Source organism: Alteromonas sp. H02, from assembly GCF_059682525.1.
Genome location: NZ_CM185021.1, coordinates 752,263 through 777,140, shown reverse-complemented (window position 1 = coordinate 777,140; position 24,878 = coordinate 752,263). Strand labels below are relative to the sequence as shown.

Sequence of the window (24,878 nt, the reverse complement as noted above, 5' to 3'; positions counted from 1 at the left end):
TCAGAGGATACAGATGGACAACATAGCAAATATCGTTAGACGGATTTCGTTAAAAGCCGAAGTATTTTTCAGTGGAAAACTGTGCGGGATCCAGTCGTTCAGCCACGACGAAAAAGGCCACCTGCACCTGCTTAAGTCCGGTTGCTTAACCATCGTTATGAAAGATGGCAGTAAACGGGTCATCGACAAGCCCTCTGTGATCTTTATTCCGGGCCCGGTTGAACATCGAATTCTGGCAGAACAGTCGGCCGGTGCCGAAATGGTTTGTGCCACTATCAGCATGGAATCAGTGCATCAAAAGCTGCTGCTTGAGGCGTTTCCGCCGCTAATTACCCTGGCACTGGATACCGAGCAATACATCGGACAAACCGCGCAATGGCTGTTTGATGAAGCCTTTAGTCGCTCGGTGACCCGTGGCGTGATGATCGACAAGCTTAGCGAAATCTTTCTGCTTCAGGTCCTGCGCTATATTCTGGAAAACGACCTGGCAAAGGGCGGGGTACTGGCAGCCTTGAGTCATCCCATGATGGCAAAGGTGATCAGTACGATGCACAACCAGCCCGAGGTCAACTGGACAGTAGATTCACTGGCTGACATTGCGGCGATGTCGCGCTCCCGCTTTGCTGCCACGTTTAAAAGTGTGGTGGGTCTGACCCCCAACGATTACTTAACCGATATTCGCATTGCTCTGGCTCAGGAAATGTTACAGGACAACAAACCGGTAAATCTGGTGGCCAACCTGGTAGGTTACGAGCACGGCTCAGCGCTGGCCAGGCTATTTCGCAAGAAACTCGGCATCTCGCCCAAGCAATGGCTCAAACAGCCTGCATCCGGTCACAATGAGCCGCTTAAAACGGCACATCAGTTCGCCACGGATAAAAACGAATAGATACAAAGCGCAGACGATTGGTCGCTTTTGCCCACCCTGGATCCCTTACAGTTATCTCAATGGCAACAGGCCAGAACTTATTGATTAGTTTATTAACGTAGGAAGACCATTGTGAAACCATTAGCCTTAATGTTTGGCCGCTTAAGTGCCATCGCTGCCAACCTGTTTACGCCCTTACAGTCAGTCCTCTCCGTAGCCGGACGACTCTATGTCTCCTGGGTGTTTTTTGCTTCAGGACTGACCAAAACCAATGACTGGGAAACCACCCTCTTTTTGTTTGAATACGAGTACCACGTGCCGTTACTCCCCTTCGCGCTGGCAGCTTGTCTGGCAACCATTGCCGAGCTGCTGCTACCGGTTTTAATCAGCCTTGGCATTGTCAGTCGGTTAAGTGCCCTGGGACTGGGTATTGTGAATGGGGTAGCCGTGATAAGCCTGGAAGAGATTGCTCCTGCCGCCTTATATGGCCATGTTATCTGGGGACTCATTTTACTGCATATCACTGTTTGGGGAGCTGGCAAACTGTCGCTGGATCACGTGATTACCCGCCATAAAGTCGGACCACTGGCAGTTACCCCTACCACAGCGTGAGACATATGCCGTGACCAAGCTGCATTTATCCGGTGAAACACCCCTACCCGGCGCTCCGTCTGTCACTTTAGACAGCGGAGAGCGCTGCATTCCACAGCACTACCTGGCCTATGCCCATACTCGCCAGACCGTCGAACAGGTTATCCGCGATTGCCACTTTGACGATGATTACCTGATCATGGCCGGCGAGGATCAGCAGGGACTATTCATTCAGATTGGTGTTATCGGGTTCGATACTTACCGGCCGCGCCACAAACAAACAAAACGTAAACTGGTCTATGGCCGACGGTGGCGAATCGAACCCCACTTTCCGACTTCTGAACTTATACAAACCATATTTCTGGCCGTCAAAAAAGCCCGCGAACATGAAGTCAGGGAGCGATTTAAACTCACTATCAACGGGCAGCTGAGTGCGCCATTCAGTACCCACCAGGATTTACCTTTATTTGTCCGTCAGGCAGATGCTTTACGCCACCAGCAAAACGGCCAGGCGCTGAGTCAGTTTCGTAGGGAAGCCGTCGCCCTGTGCAGGCAATTGCGTTTTGACCATGCCGCGCTATCCATACTTAATATCGAACAACGCTATAACGGCCAGTTACTGGTGGATATAGCGCTACGCCCGACAGCGCTTGCCGAACTTGCGGAAACACAGAAGCCAAACACATTGAATTCTATCACCGGTTAGCTGCCCATAATGAATGTATCGATCGCAACCGTGCACCGCTGGTTGTTGGTCGTAAACTTCACGCCGACGTTGAGACCCGCCTGAGCAGACACTGCGATATAGAGGGATTTATGCCGGCATCAGCCAACGATACTTAGTCGTTACTTATCGCGCTTACATTACCGGGCAGATTGGGCAACATCCATTGTTCGGCAGCACCACCTAAAGTCTCTTGCCGGCCACTTACCCGGAATTGATCAATTACTTCGCCATAAGCGGCGCCTGATATTAATGCGCCGGCTGAGTATGCAGGGTGAGTAATGACACGGCAATTTGCTTGGCTACCTGAGCCGCATTGCGGTTACTTGTGGTATGGGCATTAACAATTGCGCCATCGGTTAGCACGGCTAACTGTACGGCCAGGTCATGGGGGTCGGCCAGGGTTAAGCCTGACATCAGCTCTTCAATGTACTGGATCACCAGACGCTTATGCATGGCACAAATGACATGCACAGGATGATCCTGGCGCGGATATTCGGCCGACGCATTAATAAACATACAGCCGGAAAACTGTTTTGAGGTGGTCCATTCTTCGATGGCATCAAAATAAGCCAGCACCCGGGCAAATGCCGGTTCGCCGGTTTGCCTGGACTCAAACTTCTTAACCCCGGCTTTCAGCATGGCCATAAATTCCTGATCGCGTCGCTGCAAGGTAGCAATAACCAGCTCATCCTTGGATTTAAAATGATTATACAGCGTGCGTTTCGCTACACCGGCATGCTCGAGCACCGTATCAATACCCGTGCCTTTAATGCCTTCTCGATAAAACAGCTGCTGCGCGGTTTCAACCAGATGCTCGCGCTTGCTTTTACGACCCTGCGTCATATTGTCACCTCAGTAAGTACACCGATCAGTATACATCAATCCCGGACAAACAAAAGGGCCTTTCTAGCGATTGCCAGCAAGGCTTAGGCGGCCATACAAATACACCGAAAAAGGCACAAAATAACTCAGGATCGCTTTGGTTAAATTAAACTCCATCTGCCCTATCACCGCTTCGTACTGATTAATCAGCAGCAGCACGCTACCCACTACGGCAGCCGTTTTTAGCGCCCCGGTTAACTCACTTCGTGATGGCATTTTACGCGGCGTGGCCATTAGTTTGTCAGCGCCTGTTCAATGCCATCCGGATAACGGTGGCCACGATAGAGTATTTGCCCGCTCTGCGACACAATTACGAACACCGGTGTACCAAACACATGGTAAGCCTGACTGATCTGGCTTTCGTGATCAAAAGCCACCGGGAAGTGGATATCGTAATCGCGCAGGTACTGCTGCGCTTTAGCAACTGAATCATTAATCCCCACATTCACTGCCAGTACGTTGATCTGCTCAGAAAACTGCTCATGCAGTTCAACGACTCTGGGCGTCGCCTTTTTACAATACGGACACCAGGTTGCCCAAAAGTACAGTAAGGTAGGCTTGTCTGCGCGCTGCGCAGGAAAATCAAAAGATTCACCGTTCAGTCCGCTAAAATGAAAAGACGGCGCCTGCTGCACTGCCGGCCTCTGTTCCTGTGCTACTGCTGGCCAGTTAACAGCAAGCAGTAATAGGATAATGCCAATTACACGGCTTGTTATGTTTTGCATGATAACTCTACTTCTTTTACTCATGATGATGGTTTATATGACCGTAGTTAACCCGACTTTCTTTCTGTCAGGCCTTGTTGTTAAAGCCGCATAGCAAATGACAAGCTAATGAAATCCAGCCCGGGGTTAGGCTTTTTTACGCCGCCATTGGAATAATGAAAGTAGCGCAGCGCGAGCCGGTACTTATGATCCTCACCAAACTCGTAGCCGAGCCCTAAGCGGTCTTCAAACTGATAATGGGTACTGACATTTTTCCCGGCAAAAGTGGTGTCATCGAGCAGCGATAAACCGATACCGAACTCACCATAGAAGCGTCCCTGAGGCCGATGAAAGAAGGTTTTATGTAGCACAGGCGACAAGGCCACGATAAAGTTAGTGTCATGCTGACGTTCCACACCGTATTCCCAGAAATTGACACTGGTTTCCACATACCAGTACAAGTCATCGCTATAGTCCGTCAGCGCCTGGTGGTAATACTGATAAGCCACTTTAATGCCCTCCACATCACCTTCCCCACGAAGATAATCCACCGCCAGTGAAGCCGCGTGGGCATAATAAGACATGCATAGTGTGAGTAAAAAGGCTGCGAAATAGCGGCCATATCGTCGAAATATTAGCTCTAATTGGGTCACGTCAGACTCCGTTAATCCGGTTTAATAAGTGCCCGCAAGTGTAGAGCGAGGGTAACGGTGAAAATTGCCCGTCCGTATGGAAAAGTTATCCATTTATCAGGCGAAGAATAATGTGCCTGTGACAGGCATAAAAAAGGCGGTGTAGTAGCACACCGCCAAAAGCAGGAGACAATGATTGCCCCCGACAGGAGTCTTACAGGCGTCAGTTCAGGCCTGTCACCCACTCATTACTCAGTGCTGAGGATAGCCATTGAGCAAAATCCAGCGCAGGATAAACATCAATCAGTGCCCCCAGCGTCATACCTTGCTGCACCCCCTCGAGCCACTGATACTCTTCGGCATGAATCACATTCACCTGGGTTGTCCGGCTAGTCTGTGAAATGACGTAAAAACCACTTTCCTCAGTATGCATAACAGCCTCCAGTTCGGCTTTACCCGGGGCACGCCCCGGCGGTTGAGAACGATGTAATTGCCATAGGCCAAACACAGGAAACCGACTGCTGACCAGCCTTAATGAAGGTTGCAAGCGGATCCTGATATCATCCGGTTCGCACTGTGTAAGACGAGTCAATGTTTCGGCTTTCAGCACCGCACAGCGGCTTCGCGAAGCTCGATGAAAAGCCCATTCAAAACTCGCCACATCAGCCAGATAAGGATGATCAGCGTGCAGTTCACTTTCTCGTAGCAATGCTGCCAGAGTTTTACCCCAGTCGGCCCAGTCACCGCTGCAAGGCTTCTCGTGCCTCAACAAACGATGGCCCAACACATATAGGGCCTCCTCACCCAGCATGGTCGCCAACACCGGAAAAGTTACACTCAAACTGCGCACCGCGGTCATCTGCAGGTTTTGCTGATACACCCAAAGCCCCGAGCCATAAGCGCTGTCAGTAAAAGACATGATGTTGGCTAATATTTCTGCCTGATAATCTGCCACAGCTTGTAAGCGACTGCTCATTTGGCAACCTCTAATGTCACCATATCCATTCGCCACCGCGCCTGATGCGCTTCTTCGAGCAACTCTTGCCAGGAGGGTAAATTGTTATCCCATTCAATCAGGGTAGCGGCATGGGGAAATCGCTCATGGGCTTCGTGAAACAATGCCCAGCAGTCATCCGATACCGGCTGACCGTGATCGTCCACTATCAGCATTCCAGGCCCGACAGCAGAACTACCGGCTAGGTGCAGTTCTCTGACCGCGCTGGCCGGCAGCTGTGCCAGCCAGTCGCACGCTAGTGACAGCGGGTTGCCGCGGGAAAAATTCCGGTAATTCACCAGAATATTATTTAAATCCACCAGCAAGCCGCATTGGGTTCTCTCGGCGACCCGGGCCAGAAATTCCGCCTCACTGAAATCGCCAGCGTCAAACGGCAGGTAAGTGACGATGTTCTCTACCAGCAGTTGTCTGCCCAGCGCCTGCTGTACGGTATCTATATTAGTACACAGGATATCCAGTGTGGCTTTATCAAATGTAAGTGGCAGAAGATCGCCGCTATGTACCGGCTCCTGCGCTACTTCGCCCCAGGTAAAACAGGCGTGATCGGAAACCAATACCGGGGCCACCCGGTTTACCAGTTGGACAAACTTGTTAAGGTATTGACGATTTATACCGCTGGCAGAGCCTAACCCCATCGCGGTACCATGAATGCTTACCGCGTAATGTTCGGTAATTTGATCCAGTAACCGACTTGCCGCACCGCCTTCGGCAAAGAAATTTTCGGCATGGATTTCAACAAAATCAAGCGCAGGTGATGGCTGCGATAAAGCCGCCGAATAATGCTCGTGACGTAAACCAACCCCCACCGGAGCAGAGCTGATTGGAGCCTGACTAAGTGGTTTTAAAGCCGCCATCATTGTTCCTCCGCGGTAGGTTAACCGTTACGACGCTTTTCAGCTTCGTAACGCTTTTTCGCTTCAGCTTTCAGCATACCGCCGAGGTCTTCACAGCTGCCTTTAGCTACCAGTTTCCATTCACCAGGGTCTTTGTCCATAGTCGACTGTCCGGCACAGCTATGGGTGCCAGCCAGGTTACCGCAGTCGTTCTGACCGGCGGCCGCGATGCCATAACACTTCTCTTTGCCAGCGGCCTGGGCCGGTGCCGCAACCACGGAGGTTAAAGCCATCGCCAGGGCTGCCGCTGCAATCGTACGTTTGTTAGTCATAGTCATTACCTCGTTAAGCAACTAAGTTAATATGTGAATCAATCCACTGAGTAAGCTCAGCGTAGCTTCCCGACCCCACTTTGGTATCGAGGCGCTTTTCGTGATCAAGCAGAATGAGGGTAGGAACCGCCCGCACGCCGAGGCGGTGGGCCAGCTCAAAATCCTCTTCAGCATCAACCTTTACCACTCTGATGGTGCCGGCGTAGCCTTGCTCAATCATGTTAATGACCGGCGCAATCTGTTTGCACGGGCCACACCATTCGGCGCTGAACCACAGCATTACTAATGGTTCAGGGTATTGATGGCCATTAGCCGTAATGGCCTGAGTACCAACATCCATTGCGCTTACTCCTCCGCGTTGGCATCGGCCACCGATAAGGTTTCAATGCCATCCCAAACCCGGTAAGCGGTTTTCAGGTTAGCCGGGACATCTTCCAGCCACTTTTTCTGAACAGCCTTGTTGAGGTTGAGATACAGCTTGTCGTCTTCGATGTAGAAAGCATCAGGATCGACATCCAGCTTCTTATTGAGAGCCACACCCATTGCGCAGTAGCCACCAAACTGCGGAGCATATTTGGCCGCATTGGCTTTGAACATGTCGCGGTTTTTAGCACTGCTGAAGCGGTAAATAGCCCCTTCGTAAGTCGCGGTATACTTAGCTGCACCTTCAACCGCCTTATGCTGGGTAAAGTAGGCCACCGGGTCGTAGCCGTGAATGGCCACATCGTTTTCAGCAATGTTTACCGCTGACGCAAAGCTCAGGCTGCTAAACAGAATAGAGCCAGCTAAGCCGGCCATTTTTACAAATCGTGAAATTTTCATAGACATTTCCTTAAACCAAAAGTTAAACAGGCAGAGAGCAAAGCCGTTTATGTGTTGCTTGCTGTCTGTGGATATAAGGTAAGAAAATTCACCAGGCAGAAGGAAACAGATGCGCCACAAATTGGCGCTATTCGTCCAAGCCGGTATTTTTTAGTTGATCCCAAAAGGCCTGAGACTCGTTAACAGGGAAAACCCAACAGGCAAATACAATGTTTGGATTATTCAAAAAAGACCCGACTGCAAAACTTCGAAAGCAGCACTCGGCCCTGCTCGAGAAGGCTATGCATGCGCAGCGCAATGGCGATATAAAGACCTATTCAATGCTCACTGCTGATGCAGAAGCACTGTGGCAAAAGATAGAGGAAACTGAGAAATCGAATTAAAGTGCTTTTTGCGGCAGGGCGATAAAATAAAAAGGGCACACCGAAGTGTGCCCGCATTGCTGTTTTTACGGAGAACAAGCAATAAAAACTATTCCTTGAGGGATTGTGCGTAGTCTTTCGCCTGTTGTAACAGGCGCAGCACGTTATTCCCCCAGATATCAGCTAAGTCTGCTTCGGTATAACCCTCAGCCAGTAAGCGCTCGGTGATTTTTGGCAGTGCGGCCACATCCATCATGGTTTCTACACCACCACCGCCATCCCAGTCGGCGCCGACTCCGGTATGCTTTGGCCCGGCGACTTCAAGAATATGAAGGAAATGCTCCATATAATCCTCAAAGGTCGCTCTGACCGCAGGGTGCTCCATATCAATTTGCTTGCGCTTAGCTTTAAGGGCTGCAATTTCGGCTTCGCTCATCTGGGTTATATTCCCCATTTGCCGGAACAACTCGCCGTAGGCTTTGCCACGCTCCGGATCCTGAGGCAGTTCTTTCAGATAAGAGCTATAGGCATTTACATGAATCACGCCACCGCTCTCCACCAGCTTCTTGAGCAGGCTGTCATCCACATTACGCGGGTGGTCATAAATCGTTTTGGTGCCGGAATGCGACAGGATCACCGGCGTTTTGGATAACTCGATCATATCCTTCAACAGGTCATCGTGGGCATGGGAGCCATCCAGAATAATCCCCAGCTCATTGGCCTTTTTCACCAGCTCTTTCCCCAGCGGCGAGAGACCACCGTATTGCTGGCCATCGGGGTCCGTAGAACTGTCACCAAACTGGTTATTTTTAAAATGGACTGGCCCCACCATGCGCAGCCCCATTTTATAAAAAGTCTCCAGCAGACTGAGATCTTCACCCAGCGGGTAAGCATTTTCCATGCTGACATAGACAATCTTTTTGCCTTGCTCAGCAATCATTTTGGCGTCTTCCGGTTCAGTTGCCAGCGCAAACGTGTCGGGGTTAGCCGCGACCATTTTATGAATGGCCATCACCCGCAGTAACGCGGTATCGCGGGACGACTTAAATCCGGCTTCGGTTACCGGCCCCTGCGGCGTGTAAATCACCCAAAAGCCACCATCCAGACCACCACTATTCATCCGCGGCACATCCACCTGGGAGAAATCGTCGGCAAAAGTGTGCGAATGCATTATGTCGAAGCCCGGTTGCACGAGTAGCGCAGGCGTATCGAGATGCGTGTCCATAACCACCAGCGAATCATGCAGTTTAGCCGCATCGGCCGCGGCGAAAGCCGGGCTGCATGAAGCAGCCACAGCTAACGCGCACAATGTTTGTTTAATTTTTATCTTCATTAAAAGTCTACCGTCAGGGTTGCCTGGAAGGTACGCGGGCTAAGTGGACGACCAAATGTTGAGCCGGTAAAGGCAAAAGACATCACTTCTTTGTCGAACACGTTATCGATGTTAAAGCGCAGGCGCATATTTTCGGGCATGCCAAAGTTATTAGGACCACCGATATCTACATAGGCCTGTGCCACCAGGTAGCTGTCCAGCTCAATAGACTCGGAGAAGTCGGTGTAGCGCTTGCCGGTATATTTAGCCGAGAAATTGGCTACCAGCCATTCGGTTGGCTCGTAGGTTACCCCACCAGTCATCAGCCATTCCGGGCTGTCCGGCAACTGGCTACCCGCCGGGTTACTGCCAAATCCATCCACCAACTCTGCTTTTTTATAAGATAAGTTGGCATTGAAATAGAGCTCACGATCAAAGACCTCTGGCTGGAACACACCGCTCAATTCAACCCCGTAGGCCTTGGAAGCCCCTGCATTCACATAAAATGCTTCTGGCTGCCCCGTGGCCGGGTTCATAACACTACTGGCAATTAAGCGATTGTCGAAGCGGGTATAGAATAAGGCAATCGCACCGTTGTAGGTTTCGCGGTTGGTTCTGAAACCAAACTCATAGTTATCGGCTTCTTCTCCCTTAGGATCCGGCGCATCAAAGCCTACGGCGTTATCGAAGATATCGTCGGTACCGGCTGGTAATGCATAGTTTTGCGCGAATGAGGCGAAGATCTGATCGGTTTCATTCAAGCGGTACACCGCACCAACCATAGGTAAGAAGTTGTCGCTGTATTCAGCTTCAACCGACTGAGGACCGTAACCTGGCTGACTGTCAATTTCGTAATCCGCGTAATCACGGTAGCCGTCCAGTGAATAGTCGATGGACAGCGACTTAAAGCCCACCTCCAGCATCAGATTGTCATCCATCATGCTAAAGTTGTCTTTTAAATACAGCTGGGTGGTATCACGTACTGCGGTGTAATCACGTCGGTAATAAGCCACTTCATCCATAATCACATCACCATCTGCACTGCCACCAGTTTTATTCAGGCGCGCTTGGGTACGGTTATAGGTATCGTCTTCAATCCAGCCACCAAATTCGATTTTATGGTCACCCATAAACCAGGTTAAACCGGCAACGATGCCCTCGCGCTCGCCTCCGACGGTAGAAAGACCGTACTGGACACCGCGTGGATGCACTACATCAAGACCTGCTGCGGCCTGACGGGTATAAATCCCCAGGGTATTCGAATAACTGTCTGGCGAGACGCCGTAACCGTCTTTATCTTCGTAATAAGCGGTGACATCAAGTTTAATATCTTCGCTGAAATAGGTACCGAAACCTAATGAGTAGAGCTTATCATCGCGGATATTGATGCGATCTTCGTAATAGCTGGTACAGTTTGAACCGGTGAATACCGGCGTAAAGTCATCGTCATTAATACTGCCGTCGCCATTATAGTCGTATACGTTGCCTGCTGAGCTGATACAACCTTCCGGGATACTGTCGGCATAGCTGTAGTAATAATCGTTGGCGAAGGTAGAGGCCGGTGCAGAAGGTGAATCATAATCGAAGAAATCGTTCGCTACATAGGTGGCCTGGATATAGCTGTCACCAAACTCGTATAATGCTTTGGCTTCAATGTGTTCGCGATCGATGGTACCCGGGCCACGCCACAGGTCACTGTCGGTTTTAGAGCGGCTCACGTAGGCTCTGAAACCGTCGATATCGCCGGTTTCCAGTTTTACGAAAGTCCGTTGTAAGTCGAAATCACCCACGGTGACGGCCACCATACCGCCCATATCCTCAGATGGACGAATGGTGCTGTAAGACGCAATCGGGCCCAAAGAAGCATAGGTAGGCGCGGATACATCACCAGCGCCCGGTGAGGCGACAACAGCACCAAGGTTTTCATTGTCTACATAACGGAAAATAGGGCTGCCGCCAAAAGCGTCGGATCGCCCCATAGGAATACCATCCAGTACAAAGCCCATCTGGCTTAACTGGAAAGCCCGAACCTGCACCGAGTTACCAAACTCATAAAGCCCTAACGCGCCATCAGTCTGTACGTTAAAGCCGGGGAGATTTTCGAGCATCTTTAATCCGGAGATCCCCGACGGTGCCGAAAGTAGTTCGTCGCGGGTAACGGCCAGTGTATTAGTTGCTTCATCAGTGCCTATGGCGATGTCGGTTTGTGAAATACGACGGCCGACGACAACGATTTTCTCTTCTTTTTGAGCTTCGGTTTCGTCACTGGTTTGGGCAGCTGCCTGGGAACCAATCAGTAGCTGGCCAATAACACCAGCCAGTAGGGAAAGTGAAAAGGTTTTGCTTGTGTATTTATGTGCCATATCGTTATTTTCTCAGTCTTGTTTCAGGGAGTTTGAATTCGAGACCGTGTTGTTGTTCTGCGCCCTTCCGTAGACGGTATTCACACAAGCGTTTCAAACCCTGTACCAATTCACTGATTCGACGGCTGTTTTGGGATAAATAACCAGCAGCAACCGACAGTCTGCATAAAAGATATCGTATACAGTATCTTTAATACAATTACTTAACAATCTATTCCTGAGTAATAATCAGCGCTGCACATTTTTTGTGATGAAAAGCTGACCAATTGCACCACTTTAGACAAAAGTATAAGAAGGTATAATCCGTTATCTATCGCAAAAAATTCACGTATAGTGATATCGGGATTTGCTAGCGTATTGATTGGGGATAAGAATGAACAGCACAAAACGGATGTCCACCGGCCTTAAAGTGTTTGCCTGGCTAATGGTGCTTTGGAATGGCATAGGCGTGGCGGCATTTTTCAGTCAGATAATGATGACGCCGGAAATGATTGCCCAGCTTCCAGAGGCGCAACAGGCGGTCTATCGGGACATTCCGGTATGGTCTTACAGCGCTTACGCTCTGGCCGTTTTTGGCGGCTTAATAGGCAGTATCTTACTGGCTCTGGGCAAAAAGCTCGCTTTTCCGGTGTTGGTGATCTCTCTCGCCGGCGTGATTGTGCAGCAGTATTATAATTTTGTGGTGATTGATGCCATAGGTATTATGGGTTGGGGCATTGTGGTAATGCCTGTTATCGTCACCACCATCGCGTTATTACTGGTGTTAATCAGCCAGCGCGGTGTTCGTTCAGGCTGGTTACACTAAAACAATAGAGAGTTTCATGCAGTATTCTGACCGGGCCAGGGCCATTACTCCATTCTATGCAATGGCCTTCGGCGAAAAAGCCACGGCGCTAGAGAACGCCGGACACAGCGTTATTCGTTTAAACATTGGTGAGCCCGACTTTGGCGCGCCGCCAGCGGTTCAGCAAGCCATGCAACAGGCCGTTGCAGAAAATCAGTTACCCTACACGGGGGCACTGGGTGACTACCGTCTGCGTGTAGCCATTGCAGGCTTTTACCAGACTATGCACGGGCTGGAGATCGATCCGCAACGGGTAGTAGTTACTGCCGGTGCGTCTGCGGCACTGTTACTGGTGTGCGCCGCACTGGTTAATCCGGGTGATGAAGTGATGGTAGGCGATCCCTCCTATCCCTGTAATCGCCAGTTTGTTACCACATTCGGCGGTAAGGTTAATCTGGTCCCCACCACGGCTGCCGACAGTTTTCAGGTAACGCCTGCACTGGTAGAACAACACTGGCAGGAAACAACCCGGGCACTGATGGTTGCCACACCGTCAAACCCCACCGGTACAGCGGTCTCTGCCGACGACCTGAAAAAAATGTGCGAGTTTGCCAAAGCCCGCGGCGCGTGGCGGATAATCGATGAAATCTATTTAAACCTGAGTGACGATATCAACGGCCCGCCGCAGTCGGCGCTGTCGTTTGATAACGACGCGATTATTATCAACAGTTTTTCAAAGTACTTTGGTATGACCGGCTGGCGGTTAGGCTGGATGATCGTGCCGGACGACATGGTGGCTGTTATCGAGCGCCTGGCGCAAAACTTATATATTTGCCCCTCAACACCGGCCCAGCTTGCGGCTTTAGCCTGCTTTACACCACCCACCCTGGCGCTTTGTGAACAACGGCGTGAGTCCTTGTTGTCACGACGTAAAATTGTTCTGCAAGGCCTGGCTGACGCAGGCCTCGAAGTTCCTGTTGAGCCTGACGGCGCGTTTTATGTCTATATCGATGTTAGCCCAACCGGCATGTCTGCCATGGATTTTTGTGACCGCTTACTCAGCGAAGCCCATGTGGCCATGACACCCGGCAATGACTTTGGTGTTGTTGGTGGCGATCAGTTTGTCAGGCTGTCTTATGCCACGTCGGAAACTCAGTTGCATGAAGGTCTGGCAAGGATCAAAGCATTTACCGACAAATTGCAACAACGCTGACCCACACAAGTAATTGAAATAAGCCCCGCAGCATTGTTTCGCCGGTTCGTCAGAAAGCAGCGCACGTGGTGTGCTCTATGCTTACCTGATAGATATAACTACCATGCGTGAGAACGAACGGTTATTGAGACTATCGGCTACCATAGTTCACAGTCTGAGCTTGGCCGCTTAGCCTCCGACATGTGGCGCACTATCCGTCTGGTGGTAGACCCCGGCATCCATGCCAATGGCTGGACAGAAGAACAGACTCATCAGCTCTTTAGAGATAACTCGCCCATTTCTGATGGCGTAATGAAGCCAACACCGAGCTGAGCAATAAGTTTGATATCCGGGCCTTCCACGATGTGCTCCTCGGCAGCGGCACGGCCCCTTTGACCAATTTAGAACCCATGCTAGATAACTGAATTGCTGCGGAAAAGCCGCTTAATTCATCATCACCTGACGAAATCGGCATCTTCGCCGCCTTTTTTGATGGCGTCGCTAAATTAGCAAAATATTAAGACCATGAGCTTGTACGCCACCAACAATTGCAGGTAAGGTGGTATAAAATATTCAAAATACAACGACATGAAAATTTCACAGCAGGACCTCGATATTTGTTGTGGGCCCGAAGCCTTTGTCTCGCAAACGGATATCCAACCCGTAACACAACCCATTCACCAGACTTCGCTGTTCTCCTACAGCAAGTTTGAAAACCTCTGCGCCGCGCTGGCCAATGAATACAGCACACCGGTTTATACGCGTGGGCGAAATCCAACAATGACCAGTGTGGAAAAGAAACTTGCTGCCCTTGAGCGGGGCGAAGCATGCAAACTGTTTGCTTCCGGCATGGGCGCTATTAGTGCGGCGATTACCGGGCTGGTAAATCAGGGCGACCACATCATATTTATTAATCAGGTGTACAGTCCTACCATTCAGCTGGCGGAGCAACTGGCACGGTTTGGCGTAACATTTACTTACCTGACCTCGGGTGATCTGGAGCAGCTTCAGGCGGCAATACGTCCGGAAACCCGGCTTATCTGGTTTGAAAGTCCGGCGACCATGACTTTTAAGCGCATTGATATTACCCGGGTGGTGGCCATTGCCCACGAACACGGCATTCTGACTGGTATCGACAACACCTGGGCAACGCCACTGCTCCAGAAACCCATTACCATGGGCGTCGACATTGTGGCCCACTCCTTAACCAAATACATTGGCGGCCACAGTGATGTGATTGCCGGGGCAATAATCACCCGCCACGCATTGCTTAAACAGATTTTTTACCGAACCTTTTTGCTCAATGGCGCTGCAATAGGCCCCATGGATGCCTGGTTAATAGAAAGGGGGCTGCGCACCCTGAGTGTGCGGCTACAGCAACAGGAGGCCATCGCCCTGGCCATTGGTGAGTTTCTGCAGGACCACCCTAAAGTAGCGCGGATCTATCACCCGGCCTGGCAAGAAGATTCGCCGCCAGTCGAGACCAACCCGCTGGCCGGCTACAATGGCCTGATCAGCTTTACTCTGAAGAACCCGGCTTACGATAACGTAACCCGCTTTTTAAATGCCCTGAGTCACTTTCGCCTTGGTGTTAGCTGGGGCGGGTTTGAAAGTCTGGCTATCTCATTACAGCGCCCGGAAAATGCAGAACAGCTGGCCGCTATGAATCTACCACAAGGGCTTATTCGTTTGTCTGTTGGGCTTGAAGCCGCGCAAACGCTGATAGCCGATCTGGAACAAGCTTTTCAGCATGTCTGAACCCGTGTCAGCATCACCTAATGAGCCATTGCCGCTTTGGTTAGCAGCGCTGCCGCTGGTGGTCCTGTTAACGGTTTTCGCTGGTGGCGCGTTGTTTACCGAACTCGGTGTCACGCTGGTGGTGGTAGCAATATTGCTGGCGGCGGTGGTTGCCGGGCTGATAGGTTTTTGCCGGGGCATTAGCTGGCAGTTAATGGAACAAGCCGCCGTAGCCAAGTTTGGCGATGTCTTTCCGGTAGTGCTTATCCTGCTGTCCATTGGCGGCTTAATTGGTAGCTGGATGCTGTGCGGCACCATCCCGTTTTTTGTATGGACCGGCATCCACCTTATTGACCCGGATTATCTGTATATTTCGGCTTTTCTGGCCGCTGCTGTCATGAGCATATTTACCGGCTCGTCGTGGGCGTCGGCCGGCACAATCGGCGTTGCTTTAATGGGCCTGGCCACCGTGATGGGGGCCTCTTTGCCGGTTACTGCCGGTGCAGTGATTTCCGGCGCCTGCTTCGGTGACAAAATGTCGCCCCTATCGGATTCAACCAATATTTCTGCGATTGCGGCCAAAGCCGACTTATATCAGCACATCGGCCACATGGTATACACAGCCTTGCCTTCTTTTTTGATTGCTCTGATAGTGTTTATGCTGGTCCCGGCCGCAAGCACGGCCGATCAGAGCAAATCGTTGTTAGCAACGGCAGCAATGCAACAACTCATCGAAGCCGCTTTCACCCCGGCGTGGTGGCAATTGTTGCCCCCGGCCCTGGTGATCTATGCGATTGTTAAAAAATGGCCACCCGTCATCGGCATTACTTACTCCACCCTGCTGGCTTTAGTGCTTGCAGTACTGGTGCAACCCTTTGGGTTAGAGGATGCGGTGAATGCTTACCTGAATGGCTTTAGTCTTGAAATGTTACCTGCGCCACTGCGCAGTGAGGCAATGGCTAATGAAGCCTTTCTGCAACTGGTTGAGCGTGGCGGATTGTATTCCATGGTAGGCACGCTGGTAGTCATTATTGCCGCATTTTTACTGGCCGGTGCCATTCAGGCCAGCGGCGCGCTAAATGTGTTAATCCAGGCGATGCTCCGGCGGGTGAAAGGAATTTTTAGTTTGGTGTTAAGCACTATGGTAAGCGGCATTACTTTACTGTCACTGACCAGTCACGGCGGCGTGACCAGCTTAATTATCGGTAATCTGTATCAGCCCGGGTATCGGGCCAGAAAGCTGGCACCGGTTAATTTATCCCGCAGTATTGAAGATTCCGTGACCCTGATGGATCCGGTATTGCCCTGGACGGTTTCCGGCTTATTTATGGCCGCCACGCTGGGTGTGGCGACCGTGGATTATTTACCCTGGGCATTGTTTTGCCTGGGCGGCCCGGTGTTCTCATTACTGTGGGCCGGGCTATTACCACGCTCAGCGGCGATAAAACACCTGCCTTAGAATTTCAGTAAAAAGGCGGTATAGCCGTAAACGGTATCGTCCGGGTAATCGCCCTGGGCAAACGCATCGCCTTTAGCCATGTAGGCACCACCAAACTCAAGGCGGAACTTAGGCAGCAACTGGTGACGCCAGCGAAACTCAATCTGATTACCTATTTCACTTTCACCACCCACCGGGGTTTTCTGGTAACTAAAATTTAAATAGCGGATCAGCAGGTTATCTTTCTTGGTAAATTTACTCACCATTTTAAGACCCAGTGATACCAGGTTGCGCCGTGGCATGGTGCGGTACACTTCGGTAGGCCCAAAGTCAAAGCGGCGTACAGCGTAAAGTGCGTCAAAGTTGGTATTTTTTCCGTCATTGCTGTCGTTATCACCACTTATCAGGTCGACAATAGCCTGCAGCGAAGTGGTATCGGTAACCATCTGACCAAACGCACCATGGAATAACCACGCCTGGTGGTCGATTTCGGTAACATCACTGGGCGAGGTAGACTGATGACGGGTACCAGACTGCACGATAACCTCTGCATCCGCACGCCATTTGGTGTCTTTAGGTAAGGTATAGTGCGCACTCACCGTTAGGAATTCACGGTTGGCAGTATTCAGGTCCGGACCATCTTCTTCGTCAAACCAGTAAGTTTGCAGTTGCCAGGTTTTATCGGCAGAGCTGGCATACACACCATACATAGCCCGTTCTGAATACGACTTATCAAAGCCTCGCTCATTAGCATCGATACTTGCCGCATCGCCGGGTAAACGGGTCACCGGCAGTAAATAAACAGCGTTAACATTCCAGTCGTTCCATTGCCATTCACTGACTACCCCATCGAAGGTGTTCATGGCATTTCTAAAATACCCGCTGGAAATAACCCGGCGGCTGCCAAAGTCGAGAATAAACCGGCCAACGCTTAGCTTCTGCATGTTCAGGCCCCCATCATTCTGGCTGTCACCCAGCCATGAGAAGTTAAACTGTACAGGCTCCAGCGTATTAACCTGGGAACGACCAAGAGTGGGGTCGTCATTATCAAGGTAAACCCGGGAGTCAGCTAATTCGCCGAGTAGTTCGAACTGCGACCATTTCATCACGGTTTTTACCGGCAGCTTTGAGGACAGGCGCTGATTGTGCTGATGAAAACGATCGTCGGTAGTCGGAAACAGCGGGTTAGTGATATTTTCATAGCGTAAGGCCCACTGCCCTGACACATCAAAAGTGGGCGATTCGGCTAACACCAGTGGTGACATGAGTGAAGCAGCACATGCCACGCTGAGCATACTGGCGAATTTTACATACAGTTGTTTCATAGGTGTCTCCAGTTTCTCTCACCTGGGAATTTATAACGTTGGTTTTGATGTGAATTGGCGTCAGTTACATCACGTTTTAAAACGACTGACTTTTTGTCCCAGTTGTTGGACGGTGCCGTTAACACTGCCTGCAATATCCCCGGTATCCTCAATGGTTTTGAGGTTTTGCTGACCCAGGGTATTAAGGTTGGTGACATTGGTATTGATATCGGTTACCACCTGGCTTTGTTCTTCGGTGGCTGCTGCTATCTGGTAAATAGTTTCGTTGGCATCATTCACGGCTTCATTGACCTGATCAAAAGCCCGTGCCAGTTGCTCAGAAACAGCTACCACAGAGTCGACCTCACTGGCACCGCGCTCAATTGCATTCACTGCATCATTTACGCTGTGCTCCAGGCGACCAAGCATTTCGTTGATATTTTCTGTTGATTGCTGGGTGCGACTCGCCAGGGTTCTGACCTCATCGGCCACCACGGCAAACCCTCTTCCCTGCTCACCGGCGCGCGCAGCCTCAATGGCTGCATTCAGTGCCAGCAGGTTGGTTTGCTCTGCGATACCGCGGATAACATCCAGTACCGCAATAATGTTCTGGGACTCTTTGGCCAGACTGGAGATAACGTCGTTAGCGTTACTGATAGAGTCTGAGAGGTTAGACACATTTTTCACTGAGTCACTAACCACTTGCCTGGATGACGTACTGATTTCTGAGGCGACCTTTACTTTCTCCATGGCGCCCTGACTGTTACTGGCCGTATCTGCCACCACATGGCTTAGTTCGTTAACCGCAGTCGCGATCTGGTCGAGGTTATCATTTTGCTGATGAGATGCAGACTTCACAGTATTAGAGGCATCATTTAGATTAGCTGCGGCGCTTTTCAGGTTTTCGGTATCCTACTGGATCACCACAATCAGTTCCTGGAGATTTTCCATAAAGCGGTTAAACGTTTTCGCCAGGGTTGCCAGCTCGTCTTTGCCACTGCTGTCTAAACGACTACGTAAATCGCCATCGCCCTGACTGATATCGCGCATTACATCAATCAGCGTATTCAAACGATCAGTCACCAGACGAGGGCCATACATAATGGATAACGCGCTTACAATTAACACAATGACCAGCACTACCAGCAACATAAACTGATTGCTTTGTGAGGATGACTGCATATCCGCCGCAAGCTCATCAGCAGCGTTTTTCATTGCCTCGCCAAAGGTATCGTAATGACTTCTGACCTGCTCAAAATTATCAATCAAACTGGCTGAACGCAGTGCATTGGCGGCTTCAATATCGCCTGCCGATACCAGCGACACAACTTCGTTGGCATCTCTTAACCAGTTGTCATAATCGCTCTTGAATTGAGTACTGCTGCCCACATTCGCCGCTTCCTCCTGCACCATATTACGTGCCTGGTTCATACGGTCGAGGGCTTGTTGGGCATTATCTCTGAAGTCTGAAATTTCCGCATCAATGGCCTGACCGCGCATGCCGGCCCGGATAATAGCGTCCTGCAAGGCCGTTTGTGCCTGATACAAATCCCTGTCGGCATTAAGCGTGAGGCTGACAGCATTCAGATAACGCTTCGCAATTTGCTCAGAATCATCACTCAGCTTACTAAGAGAAAACACAGAAATAACCGCTACAACACACAATAATGCTGTTACGACGACGAGAGGAAAAGCAAACTTACTTCTTATGGAGAACTGGCTGAAATCAATCATGGGCCGCCTCAAACTACACAAACGCTATACTTGCTCAAAGCGTGGCACATTATTTTTTTTTGCAAAAAAACAGCATACTTTCACACCCAAGTACCTAATGTCACATTTGTCACAATATACACATCTGCACGAATTATCGGATTTATTGGCGAATTGTCAACGAAAAACTGCACACAACTCGGACAATTCAGCCTTTAGTATAAGAAAAGATAGCGTGCTAAGAAGTCGAAAAAATGCTTTAAAGCACTTATTTATATGGGAATATGTGGATTACGGTAGGGAAAGGAAAACTTTCGGAAATATATACATATTGAGATTGAGTCAACATGTATGACGCGATAAATTAGGTATCAGTTAGTTTTTCATACCTAAACAGCTTGCTACCTTTCAATTAAAAAACCCTGCTAAACATAGGGTTAATTACTTCCTCAGGTCATCCAGCTAAGTGAGCCTGATATCAGTGTTATGTGACCGCTCTAACTGACCCCTTGCCAAACCTACATTTTAAACTTGAATCCAACCCCTCGTGAATTTACATTAGCCGCAATGAAGTAGTATTGAGTGAAGTATCTCTTTTTCATGGCTAAGTTTGTTGTTTTTCTTTGGCTTATCAGCCTGCCTTTTAGTGCGCCTTTTGCTGCTGAGGTAATTAAACGTTCAGAGTCGGGGTTGTGTCACGACAAAAACAGTCAGTGGTACGAACGCCCCCGAAAATTTACCGCGTACGCTAGTATGCAAAATTGCCTGGCGGCCGGTGGCAAAGCCTATTCGGGATATATTACTCACACACAAGCCACCATTACCGAAGGCTACAAGAGAGACCTGTTTCCTCACTGGTTAGATGAGGATGGGAATTGCCGTGACACCCGCGCCGAGACACTTATCCGCCAATCTCAAGTACCTGTAGCCTTCGCCGGCGGCGCAGGATGTCAGGTTACCAGTGGACGTTGGTACGATCCGTACACTAACAGTACCTTTACCGATGATGACGAACTTGATATCGACCACATCGTGCCGCTCAAATGGGCCTACGAACATGGCGCCGATAAATGGCCTGAGCGCATCAGAGCCGCCTTCGCCAACGACACTCTGAACGTTATTGCCGTAAGCCTGTCGGCCAACCGTTCAAAAGGCGCCAAAGGCCCCACCGAATGGATGCCCGCCAATCAGAGCTTTCGTTGTCAGTACCTGCAGCGTTTTCAGGTAGTGACGCAAAAATACCAGCTGGCATTTACTGCCCGCGAGAGCCGTGTACTGTCGAGACAGTTTTCAAGCTGCTCACGCCCGGGGTGAACCCGGGCACAGGGCATATAAACACTCAGACCACAACACAAAAGGTCACGAAACCTCAACTCACAGGTAGTATCTTAAGTGATGTGGGGTGCAGGCAATTTTCATCATCATTATGCAATGGCGTATTATAGAAGAGGCGGTAACAACTGCGGTAATCAGTGCTCAGGAGCAATTATTAATTGAAACCGACAACGCCCTCTATCAGGCAAAAAACCGGCAGAAACAAGATCATAACCGGTCCAGTCTGGGCTGGCGATTTGGCGGCCCACAACATAAGTAAAACTCCCATTGAAGAAAGCTCATGCTCTGAGACCGACGCACGCGAAGTGCTACTTCGCTGACTTTTAAGGGATACTTACTCTTTTGTCGGTGACTAAATCCCTCTGGATAATGAGCCACCAATACACCCGAATTGATCCACACAGAAGGCATGCTCAATCAACTGGCCATACTCTGGTATTCGCGGTACGTCGGCTGCCACCGCACGTAGAAAAACACTGACCGGCAAATCAGAAAACATCAGGCAACATCTGAATCAGCAGATTGCCCGACGACATAAAAAGTAGAGAGTGATAGACTAGCCAAAGCAAACAATAATAATTATCATTTACATGTGCATTGTAAACCCGAAAAAAAACACGAAGCCTTTATGCTTTGATAAGAGCCTATTGTGGCATTGGACTTTTACTATATGACCGTATCGCATAGCGCTCATATAGTGTTAAAGCATTTGTCGGGACAATCAATTATTGAAGAGGATTTTCAAATGTCAGGAGTTCGCATACTGATAATCGAAGATGACGTGACACTTAGTGATCAGGTTTGCCGGTTACTCATCCAAAAAGGTTTTCACACTGCACAGTGTTTTGACGGTGAGAAAGGCTTGCTGACTGCCCTTCGCGAACGATTTGACTTAATCCTCCTGGATATCCTGCTGCCCTCGTTAAATGGCCTGTCTTTGCTCAATCAGCTACGACAAATCAAGCAAACACCGGTAATGATGATTACTGCATCCGGCGCCGAGCAGGAACGTATAGAAGGGTACAGAAAAGGGGCTGATGACTACTTGCCGAAACCCTTCAATTTTACCGAAATGATGCTGCGCATTGAGGCGTTGCTTCGACGCAGTAAAGCCAGTCTTTCGCCACCACAATCAAACGCGGTATTGCACGTCGATCAATTACTGCTGAACCGTGTGCAACAAAGTGTGAGCTTTAATGAACAACAAGTGGAATTAACACCGATTCAATTTAAATTGCTCTGGGTATTGGTCGAGAACCAGCAAGAAGTACTCAGCAAGGCGTTCTTGTATCAAAGCGTCCTTGACCGCCCGTTTAGCCGTTACGACCGCAGTCTGGATATGCATTTGAGTCGGGTACGCAAGAAGCTTGTAGACGCTGGTATGCTGGCTGATCGATTAGCAACTGTGCACGGCAAGGGCTATCGATTTCAATGAAAAATAAACTGTTCTGGCGTTTATGCACGTTTATTTGCCTGGGCACGGTGTTGCTGTTCTGGGCAATCGACTGGCTTACCAACCACACCGAAACCAGCATGAGTTTTATCGATCAGCACTATCAGCAACAGCTGTTCGATTATGGAAAGAAAGCAGAAGAAATCCTCGTAAACGAAGGCGAAGAGGCGCTAGCGAAGTATATAGCAACACTTCAAGCAACCGAACAGACCTGGGTCGCGGTTGTCCGCTCTGATATCACGCCATTTGCCGGTACAAGTATGCTACCGGCTTTCATAGAGCGGTTTCAATATGGCCGTAGCCCGGAGTGGAAAATTCATTTGTATTTTGCCGAAAATCCGGTAATGGAAGTGCCTTTTGTCGACAAATCCACTCACTTCCTTATTCAGCTTCCGCAGCGAATGCGACCAGGAGATATGCTTATAACTGTTCGCCTGTTACTGCAAATCGCGCTCCCCCTAATACTGCTCAGTGCACTCAGCTACTTACTGTACCAGCATGTAATGGGGCCCTTAAAGCAGCTTGAAAAAGCCACCAATGATTTTAGTAAAGGCTTACTCGATGTCAGGGTGACGCCGGCACTATCCGGGCGAAATGATGAGCTCACCAGGCTGGCGAATACCTTCGACCAAATGGCAGAGCGAACCAGCAGCCTGATAGTAAATCAACGAAGCTTACTGGCTGATTTATCCCATGAATTACGTACACCGCTGACGCGAATCGACATGGCTCTGGACTTTGTTGAGCAAGGGATCAGCCCTGAACAAGCATTAGAGCGTTTGCGTTACGAAGCTGCGACTATGCGGGAGCTGGCAGAAGATACGCTGACCTACGCCTGGTTAGACACCGAATTGCCGAGCTTGCGTACAGACAGTTTCGATTTAACAGAACTATTAAACGTGATCTGCGATGACGCCCGCTTTGAATACCCCCATCAAACCCTCAATTGTCAGTTACCCGACACCGCACCGATAACGAATAGCAGTCAATTGGCTTTGGGTCAGGCAATTGAAAACATTATTCGCAATGCGCTCAGGTATACGCCTGCAGAGGGCGAGGTACGCGTGCTGCTAAAGCGCACTTTGGATCATTATTCGATAGTTGTTAGTGATGAAGGAAAAGGCGTGCCTGACGACATGCTAACGGATATTTTTAAACCGTTTTTCCGGGTAGATAAAGCCCGTTCCTCGTCTAACGCACCATCGACTCATGGCGAAAAAAGAACGGGGTTCGGGCTCGGTCTGGCGTTGGCACAACGTCAAATCACCGCGGTTGGCGGTACAATTCACGCCTCAAATATCACAGATTCAAACAACAACAAGCAAGGCCTGAAAATGCAAATTATGCTACCCGCTTAGCGCTTTTTTGCTAAAGGTATAAGGCGCCGGTAGGCAAGTACGCTGCCGGTGTACACCAGTAAACAAGCCAGTAGTGAAACCAACCCCGCCACTGTCTGACCAACAAAACCAAAGTATTCACCGGTATGCAAAAAGCGCGCAGTTCCCCATGCTTGTCCGCCCGCAGACCAGTCTGATTTTCGCAGTACCCCGGTAATGCTGGCATCGCGGGTATCGAGGTACAGCGAATAAGCCAGCTCTTGTCGGTGTCCAATACTCTTGTCGATATAGAAGCGCGCGACATGGGATTGCTTACCAATTTCCATCCACATGGAGTACCAGTCCTGATAGCCATGCTCGTCTGCGTGTGTTTTAGCCAGAGCGAATAATTGCTCGTATGACACAAGATCACCAGCCAGACTCTCAGGCTCAGGATGCCGCTCTCTCGCTGGTACCTGTTCACCAAACGCGCCGTATAGCGCCACATTTGCCCACTTAAAATGAAACAATGTGGCGGTAGAGGCAATCACCAACAGTGCCGGTAAGCTCCAAATGCCAAATACCAGGTGCCATTGGCGGTGTTTGTGAGGGCGACTCAGATACTGCTTAGGTAACCAGGCTACTTTTTTTAAGTGTACAAAAGATAGGCGCTTGGGCAACCACAAATAAATGCCCGAAATCAGTAAAAACAGAAACACAAGATTGGCATAACCATTCAATGTTTTACCAATGACTTTATATTCGCCCTCGAGCAATAAATACCGGTGTAAATCAGTGACGAAATGAAAGAATTCACCGACTACCCCTTCCCCCTCTCTTAATACCTCACCGGTGTAAGGGTGCAGTAAATAACTGTGCATGCCCGCCCAGGCCGGAATCGCAGCCCCTTCACGGTTAACCCAGCGTACAAATATATGAGGCTCATCAGGGTGCAGACGTTGCAGCGTAGCAACCACCTCATCCGTACTCAGGCGAACTGCGTTAGAATCAGGGTCGACGCGATACGACATTTCGCTGAGTTCTTTAAACTGACGCTCATAAGTTAATAACACGCCGGTTGCCGACATCATGAAAATAAAGATCGCACTTAGCACCCCTACCGTCAGGTGGGTCCAGAAGACCCATTTTTTAAATGACATGGT

28 protein-coding genes are annotated in these 24,878 nt (G+C 49.9%); 13 read left to right on the top strand and 15 right to left on the bottom strand.

Features of this window, described 5'->3' with window-relative positions; all coding sequences use genetic code 11:
• Positions 1–13 precede the first annotated feature (13 nt).
• From AC566Q_RS03485 to AC566Q_RS03475, 3 genes are all read left to right on the top strand, one after another.
• Positions 14–889, top strand: coding sequence for an AraC family transcriptional regulator (locus tag AC566Q_RS03485; RefSeq protein WP_499613743.1), 876 nt, complete (start codon positions 14–16; stop codon positions 887–889).
• Between the two features lie 111 nt (positions 890–1,000).
• Positions 1,001–1,480 (top strand): DoxX family protein, encoded by a 480-nt coding sequence (locus AC566Q_RS03480; RefSeq protein WP_499613739.1) that lies wholly within the window; start codon positions 1,001–1,003, stop codon positions 1,478–1,480.
• Between the two features lie 10 nt (positions 1,481–1,490).
• Positions 1,491–2,165, top strand: a complete 675-nt coding sequence (locus AC566Q_RS03475) for a hypothetical protein (protein ID WP_499613736.1) — start codon at positions 1,491–1,493, stop codon at positions 2,163–2,165.
• A 267-nt stretch (positions 2,166–2,432) separates the two neighbouring features.
• On the opposite strand, the gene AC566Q_RS03470 is transcribed toward AC566Q_RS03475, so the two are convergent.
• From AC566Q_RS03470 to AC566Q_RS03430, 9 genes are all read right to left on the bottom strand, one after another.
• Positions 2,433–3,029, bottom strand: a complete 597-nt coding sequence (locus AC566Q_RS03470) for a TetR/AcrR family transcriptional regulator (RefSeq protein WP_123323896.1) — start codon at positions 3,027–3,029, stop codon at positions 2,433–2,435.
• Between the two features lie 63 nt (positions 3,030–3,092).
• Positions 3,093–3,302 carry a nitrate/nitrite transporter NrtS gene (gene nrtS, locus AC566Q_RS03465; protein ID WP_499613733.1) on the bottom strand — a complete coding sequence of 70 codons (210 nt, stop codon included), beginning with the start codon at positions 3,300–3,302 and terminating at the stop codon, positions 3,093–3,095.
• Positions 3,302–3,793, bottom strand: a complete 492-nt coding sequence (locus tag AC566Q_RS03460) for a TlpA family protein disulfide reductase (RefSeq protein ID WP_499613730.1) — start codon at positions 3,791–3,793, stop codon at positions 3,302–3,304. Before AC566Q_RS03460 ends, nrtS begins: the two co-directional genes overlap by 1 nt.
• An 80-nt stretch (positions 3,794–3,873) precedes the next feature.
• Positions 3,874–4,425, bottom strand: coding sequence for an acyloxyacyl hydrolase (locus AC566Q_RS03455; RefSeq protein ID WP_499613727.1), 552 nt, complete (start codon positions 4,423–4,425; stop codon positions 3,874–3,876).
• 202 nt (positions 4,426–4,627) lie between these two features.
• Positions 4,628–5,380 (bottom strand): HvfC/BufC family peptide modification chaperone, encoded by a 753-nt coding sequence (locus AC566Q_RS03450; RefSeq protein ID WP_499613724.1) that lies wholly within the window; start codon positions 5,378–5,380, stop codon positions 4,628–4,630.
• Positions 5,377–6,276 carry an MbnB/TglH/ChrH family RiPP precursor modification enzyme gene (locus AC566Q_RS03445; RefSeq protein ID WP_499613721.1) on the bottom strand — a complete coding sequence of 300 codons (900 nt, stop codon included), beginning with the start codon at positions 6,274–6,276 and terminating at the stop codon, positions 5,377–5,379. The genes AC566Q_RS03450 and AC566Q_RS03445 overlap by 4 nt, the downstream gene beginning before the upstream one ends.
• A 17-nt stretch (positions 6,277–6,293) precedes the next feature.
• A complete protein-coding gene (locus AC566Q_RS03440) occupies positions 6,294–6,584 on the bottom strand; it encodes a BufA1 family periplasmic bufferin-type metallophore (protein WP_123323891.1) in 291 nt (96 codons plus the stop codon).
• A gap of 13 nt (positions 6,585–6,597) precedes the next feature.
• Positions 6,598–6,924 (bottom strand): thioredoxin family protein, encoded by a 327-nt coding sequence (locus AC566Q_RS03435; RefSeq protein ID WP_499613718.1) that lies wholly within the window; start codon positions 6,922–6,924, stop codon positions 6,598–6,600.
• A gap of 5 nt (positions 6,925–6,929) precedes the next feature.
• Positions 6,930–7,406, bottom strand: coding sequence for a YHS domain-containing (seleno)protein (locus tag AC566Q_RS03430; protein WP_123323889.1), 477 nt, complete (start codon positions 7,404–7,406; stop codon positions 6,930–6,932).
• Between the two features lie 209 nt (positions 7,407–7,615).
• Here AC566Q_RS03430 and AC566Q_RS03425 point away from each other — a divergent pair, with 209 nt between their 5' ends.
• The gene (locus AC566Q_RS03425) at positions 7,616–7,789 is read left to right on the top strand and encodes a DUF6435 family protein (RefSeq protein ID WP_499613715.1); all 174 of its coding nucleotides are present in this window, start codon (positions 7,616–7,618) and stop codon (positions 7,787–7,789) included.
• 88 nt (positions 7,790–7,877) lie between these two features.
• Here the strand turns inward: AC566Q_RS03425 and AC566Q_RS03420 are convergent, their stop codons facing one another.
• Positions 7,878–9,101, bottom strand: a complete 1,224-nt coding sequence (locus AC566Q_RS03420) for a dipeptidase (protein WP_499613713.1) — start codon at positions 9,099–9,101, stop codon at positions 7,878–7,880.
• Entirely contained in the window at positions 9,101–11,443 is a 2,343-nt protein-coding gene (locus AC566Q_RS03415; RefSeq protein ID WP_499613710.1) for a TonB-dependent receptor, read from the bottom strand. Before AC566Q_RS03415 ends, AC566Q_RS03420 begins: the two co-directional genes overlap by 1 nt.
• A 373-nt stretch (positions 11,444–11,816) precedes the next feature.
• Here AC566Q_RS03415 and AC566Q_RS03410 point away from each other — a divergent pair, with 373 nt between their 5' ends.
• From AC566Q_RS03410 to nhaC, 5 genes are all read left to right on the top strand, one after another.
• Positions 11,817–12,248 (top strand): hypothetical protein, encoded by a 432-nt coding sequence (locus AC566Q_RS03410; RefSeq protein WP_499613708.1) that lies wholly within the window; start codon positions 11,817–11,819, stop codon positions 12,246–12,248.
• 16 nt (positions 12,249–12,264) lie between these two features.
• Positions 12,265–13,440 (top strand): pyridoxal phosphate-dependent aminotransferase, encoded by a 1,176-nt coding sequence (locus AC566Q_RS03405; RefSeq protein WP_499613703.1) that lies wholly within the window; start codon positions 12,265–12,267, stop codon positions 13,438–13,440.
• Positions 13,441–13,563: 123 nt separating this feature from the next.
• Positions 13,564–13,752 carry a DUF885 family protein gene (locus AC566Q_RS03400; RefSeq protein ID WP_499617349.1) on the top strand — a complete coding sequence of 63 codons (189 nt, stop codon included), beginning with the start codon at positions 13,564–13,566 and terminating at the stop codon, positions 13,750–13,752.
• A gap of 255 nt (positions 13,753–14,007) precedes the next feature.
• Positions 14,008–15,177 carry a trans-sulfuration enzyme family protein gene (locus tag AC566Q_RS03395; protein ID WP_499613701.1) on the top strand — a complete coding sequence of 390 codons (1,170 nt, stop codon included), beginning with the start codon at positions 14,008–14,010 and terminating at the stop codon, positions 15,175–15,177.
• Complete coding sequence (gene nhaC, locus AC566Q_RS03390; protein WP_499613699.1) at positions 15,170–16,615, top strand: Na+/H+ antiporter NhaC; 1,446 nt, start codon at positions 15,170–15,172, stop codon at positions 16,613–16,615. The genes AC566Q_RS03395 and nhaC overlap by 8 nt, the downstream gene beginning before the upstream one ends.
• On the opposite strand, the gene AC566Q_RS03385 is transcribed toward nhaC, so the two are convergent.
• The 3 genes from AC566Q_RS03385 to AC566Q_RS03375 all read right to left on the bottom strand — a co-directional run bounded on the left by AC566Q_RS03385 (position 16,612) and on the right by AC566Q_RS03375 (position 19,632).
• Positions 16,612–17,919: an alginate export family protein gene (locus tag AC566Q_RS03385; protein WP_499613697.1), complete on the bottom strand. Its 1,308-nt coding sequence runs from the start codon at positions 17,917–17,919 to the stop codon at positions 16,612–16,614. The two genes, nhaC and AC566Q_RS03385, sit on opposite strands and share 4 nt — an antisense overlap.
• A 69-nt stretch (positions 17,920–17,988) precedes the next feature.
• Positions 17,989–18,756 (bottom strand): methyl-accepting chemotaxis protein, encoded by a 768-nt coding sequence (locus AC566Q_RS03380; protein WP_499613694.1) that lies wholly within the window; start codon positions 18,754–18,756, stop codon positions 17,989–17,991.
• A gap of 54 nt (positions 18,757–18,810) precedes the next feature.
• The gene (locus AC566Q_RS03375) at positions 18,811–19,632 is read right to left on the bottom strand and encodes an MCP four helix bundle domain-containing protein (RefSeq protein WP_499613692.1); all 822 of its coding nucleotides are present in this window, start codon (positions 19,630–19,632) and stop codon (positions 18,811–18,813) included.
• A 579-nt stretch (positions 19,633–20,211) separates the two neighbouring features.
• Between AC566Q_RS03375 and AC566Q_RS03370 the strand changes: the two genes are divergently transcribed.
• The 4 genes from AC566Q_RS03370 to AC566Q_RS03355 all read left to right on the top strand — a co-directional run bounded on the left by AC566Q_RS03370 (position 20,212) and on the right by AC566Q_RS03355 (position 23,757).
• Positions 20,212–20,925 (top strand): HNH endonuclease family protein, encoded by a 714-nt coding sequence (locus AC566Q_RS03370; protein ID WP_499613689.1) that lies wholly within the window; start codon positions 20,212–20,214, stop codon positions 20,923–20,925.
• Positions 20,926–21,013: 88 nt separating this feature from the next.
• Complete coding sequence (locus tag AC566Q_RS03365; RefSeq protein WP_499613684.1) at positions 21,014–21,205, top strand: hypothetical protein; 192 nt, start codon at positions 21,014–21,016, stop codon at positions 21,203–21,205.
• A gap of 486 nt (positions 21,206–21,691) precedes the next feature.
• A complete protein-coding gene (locus tag AC566Q_RS03360) occupies positions 21,692–22,381 on the top strand; it encodes a response regulator transcription factor (RefSeq protein ID WP_499613679.1) in 690 nt (229 codons plus the stop codon).
• The gene (locus tag AC566Q_RS03355) at positions 22,378–23,757 is read left to right on the top strand and encodes a sensor histidine kinase (protein ID WP_499613676.1); all 1,380 of its coding nucleotides are present in this window, start codon (positions 22,378–22,380) and stop codon (positions 23,755–23,757) included. The genes AC566Q_RS03360 and AC566Q_RS03355 overlap by 4 nt, the downstream gene beginning before the upstream one ends.
• Here the strand turns inward: AC566Q_RS03355 and AC566Q_RS03350 are convergent.
• Positions 23,754–24,875: a PepSY-associated TM helix domain-containing protein gene (locus tag AC566Q_RS03350; protein WP_499613673.1), complete on the bottom strand. Its 1,122-nt coding sequence runs from the start codon at positions 24,873–24,875 to the stop codon at positions 23,754–23,756. The two genes, AC566Q_RS03355 and AC566Q_RS03350, sit on opposite strands and share 4 nt — an antisense overlap.
• Positions 24,876–24,878: the final 3 nt, after the last annotated feature.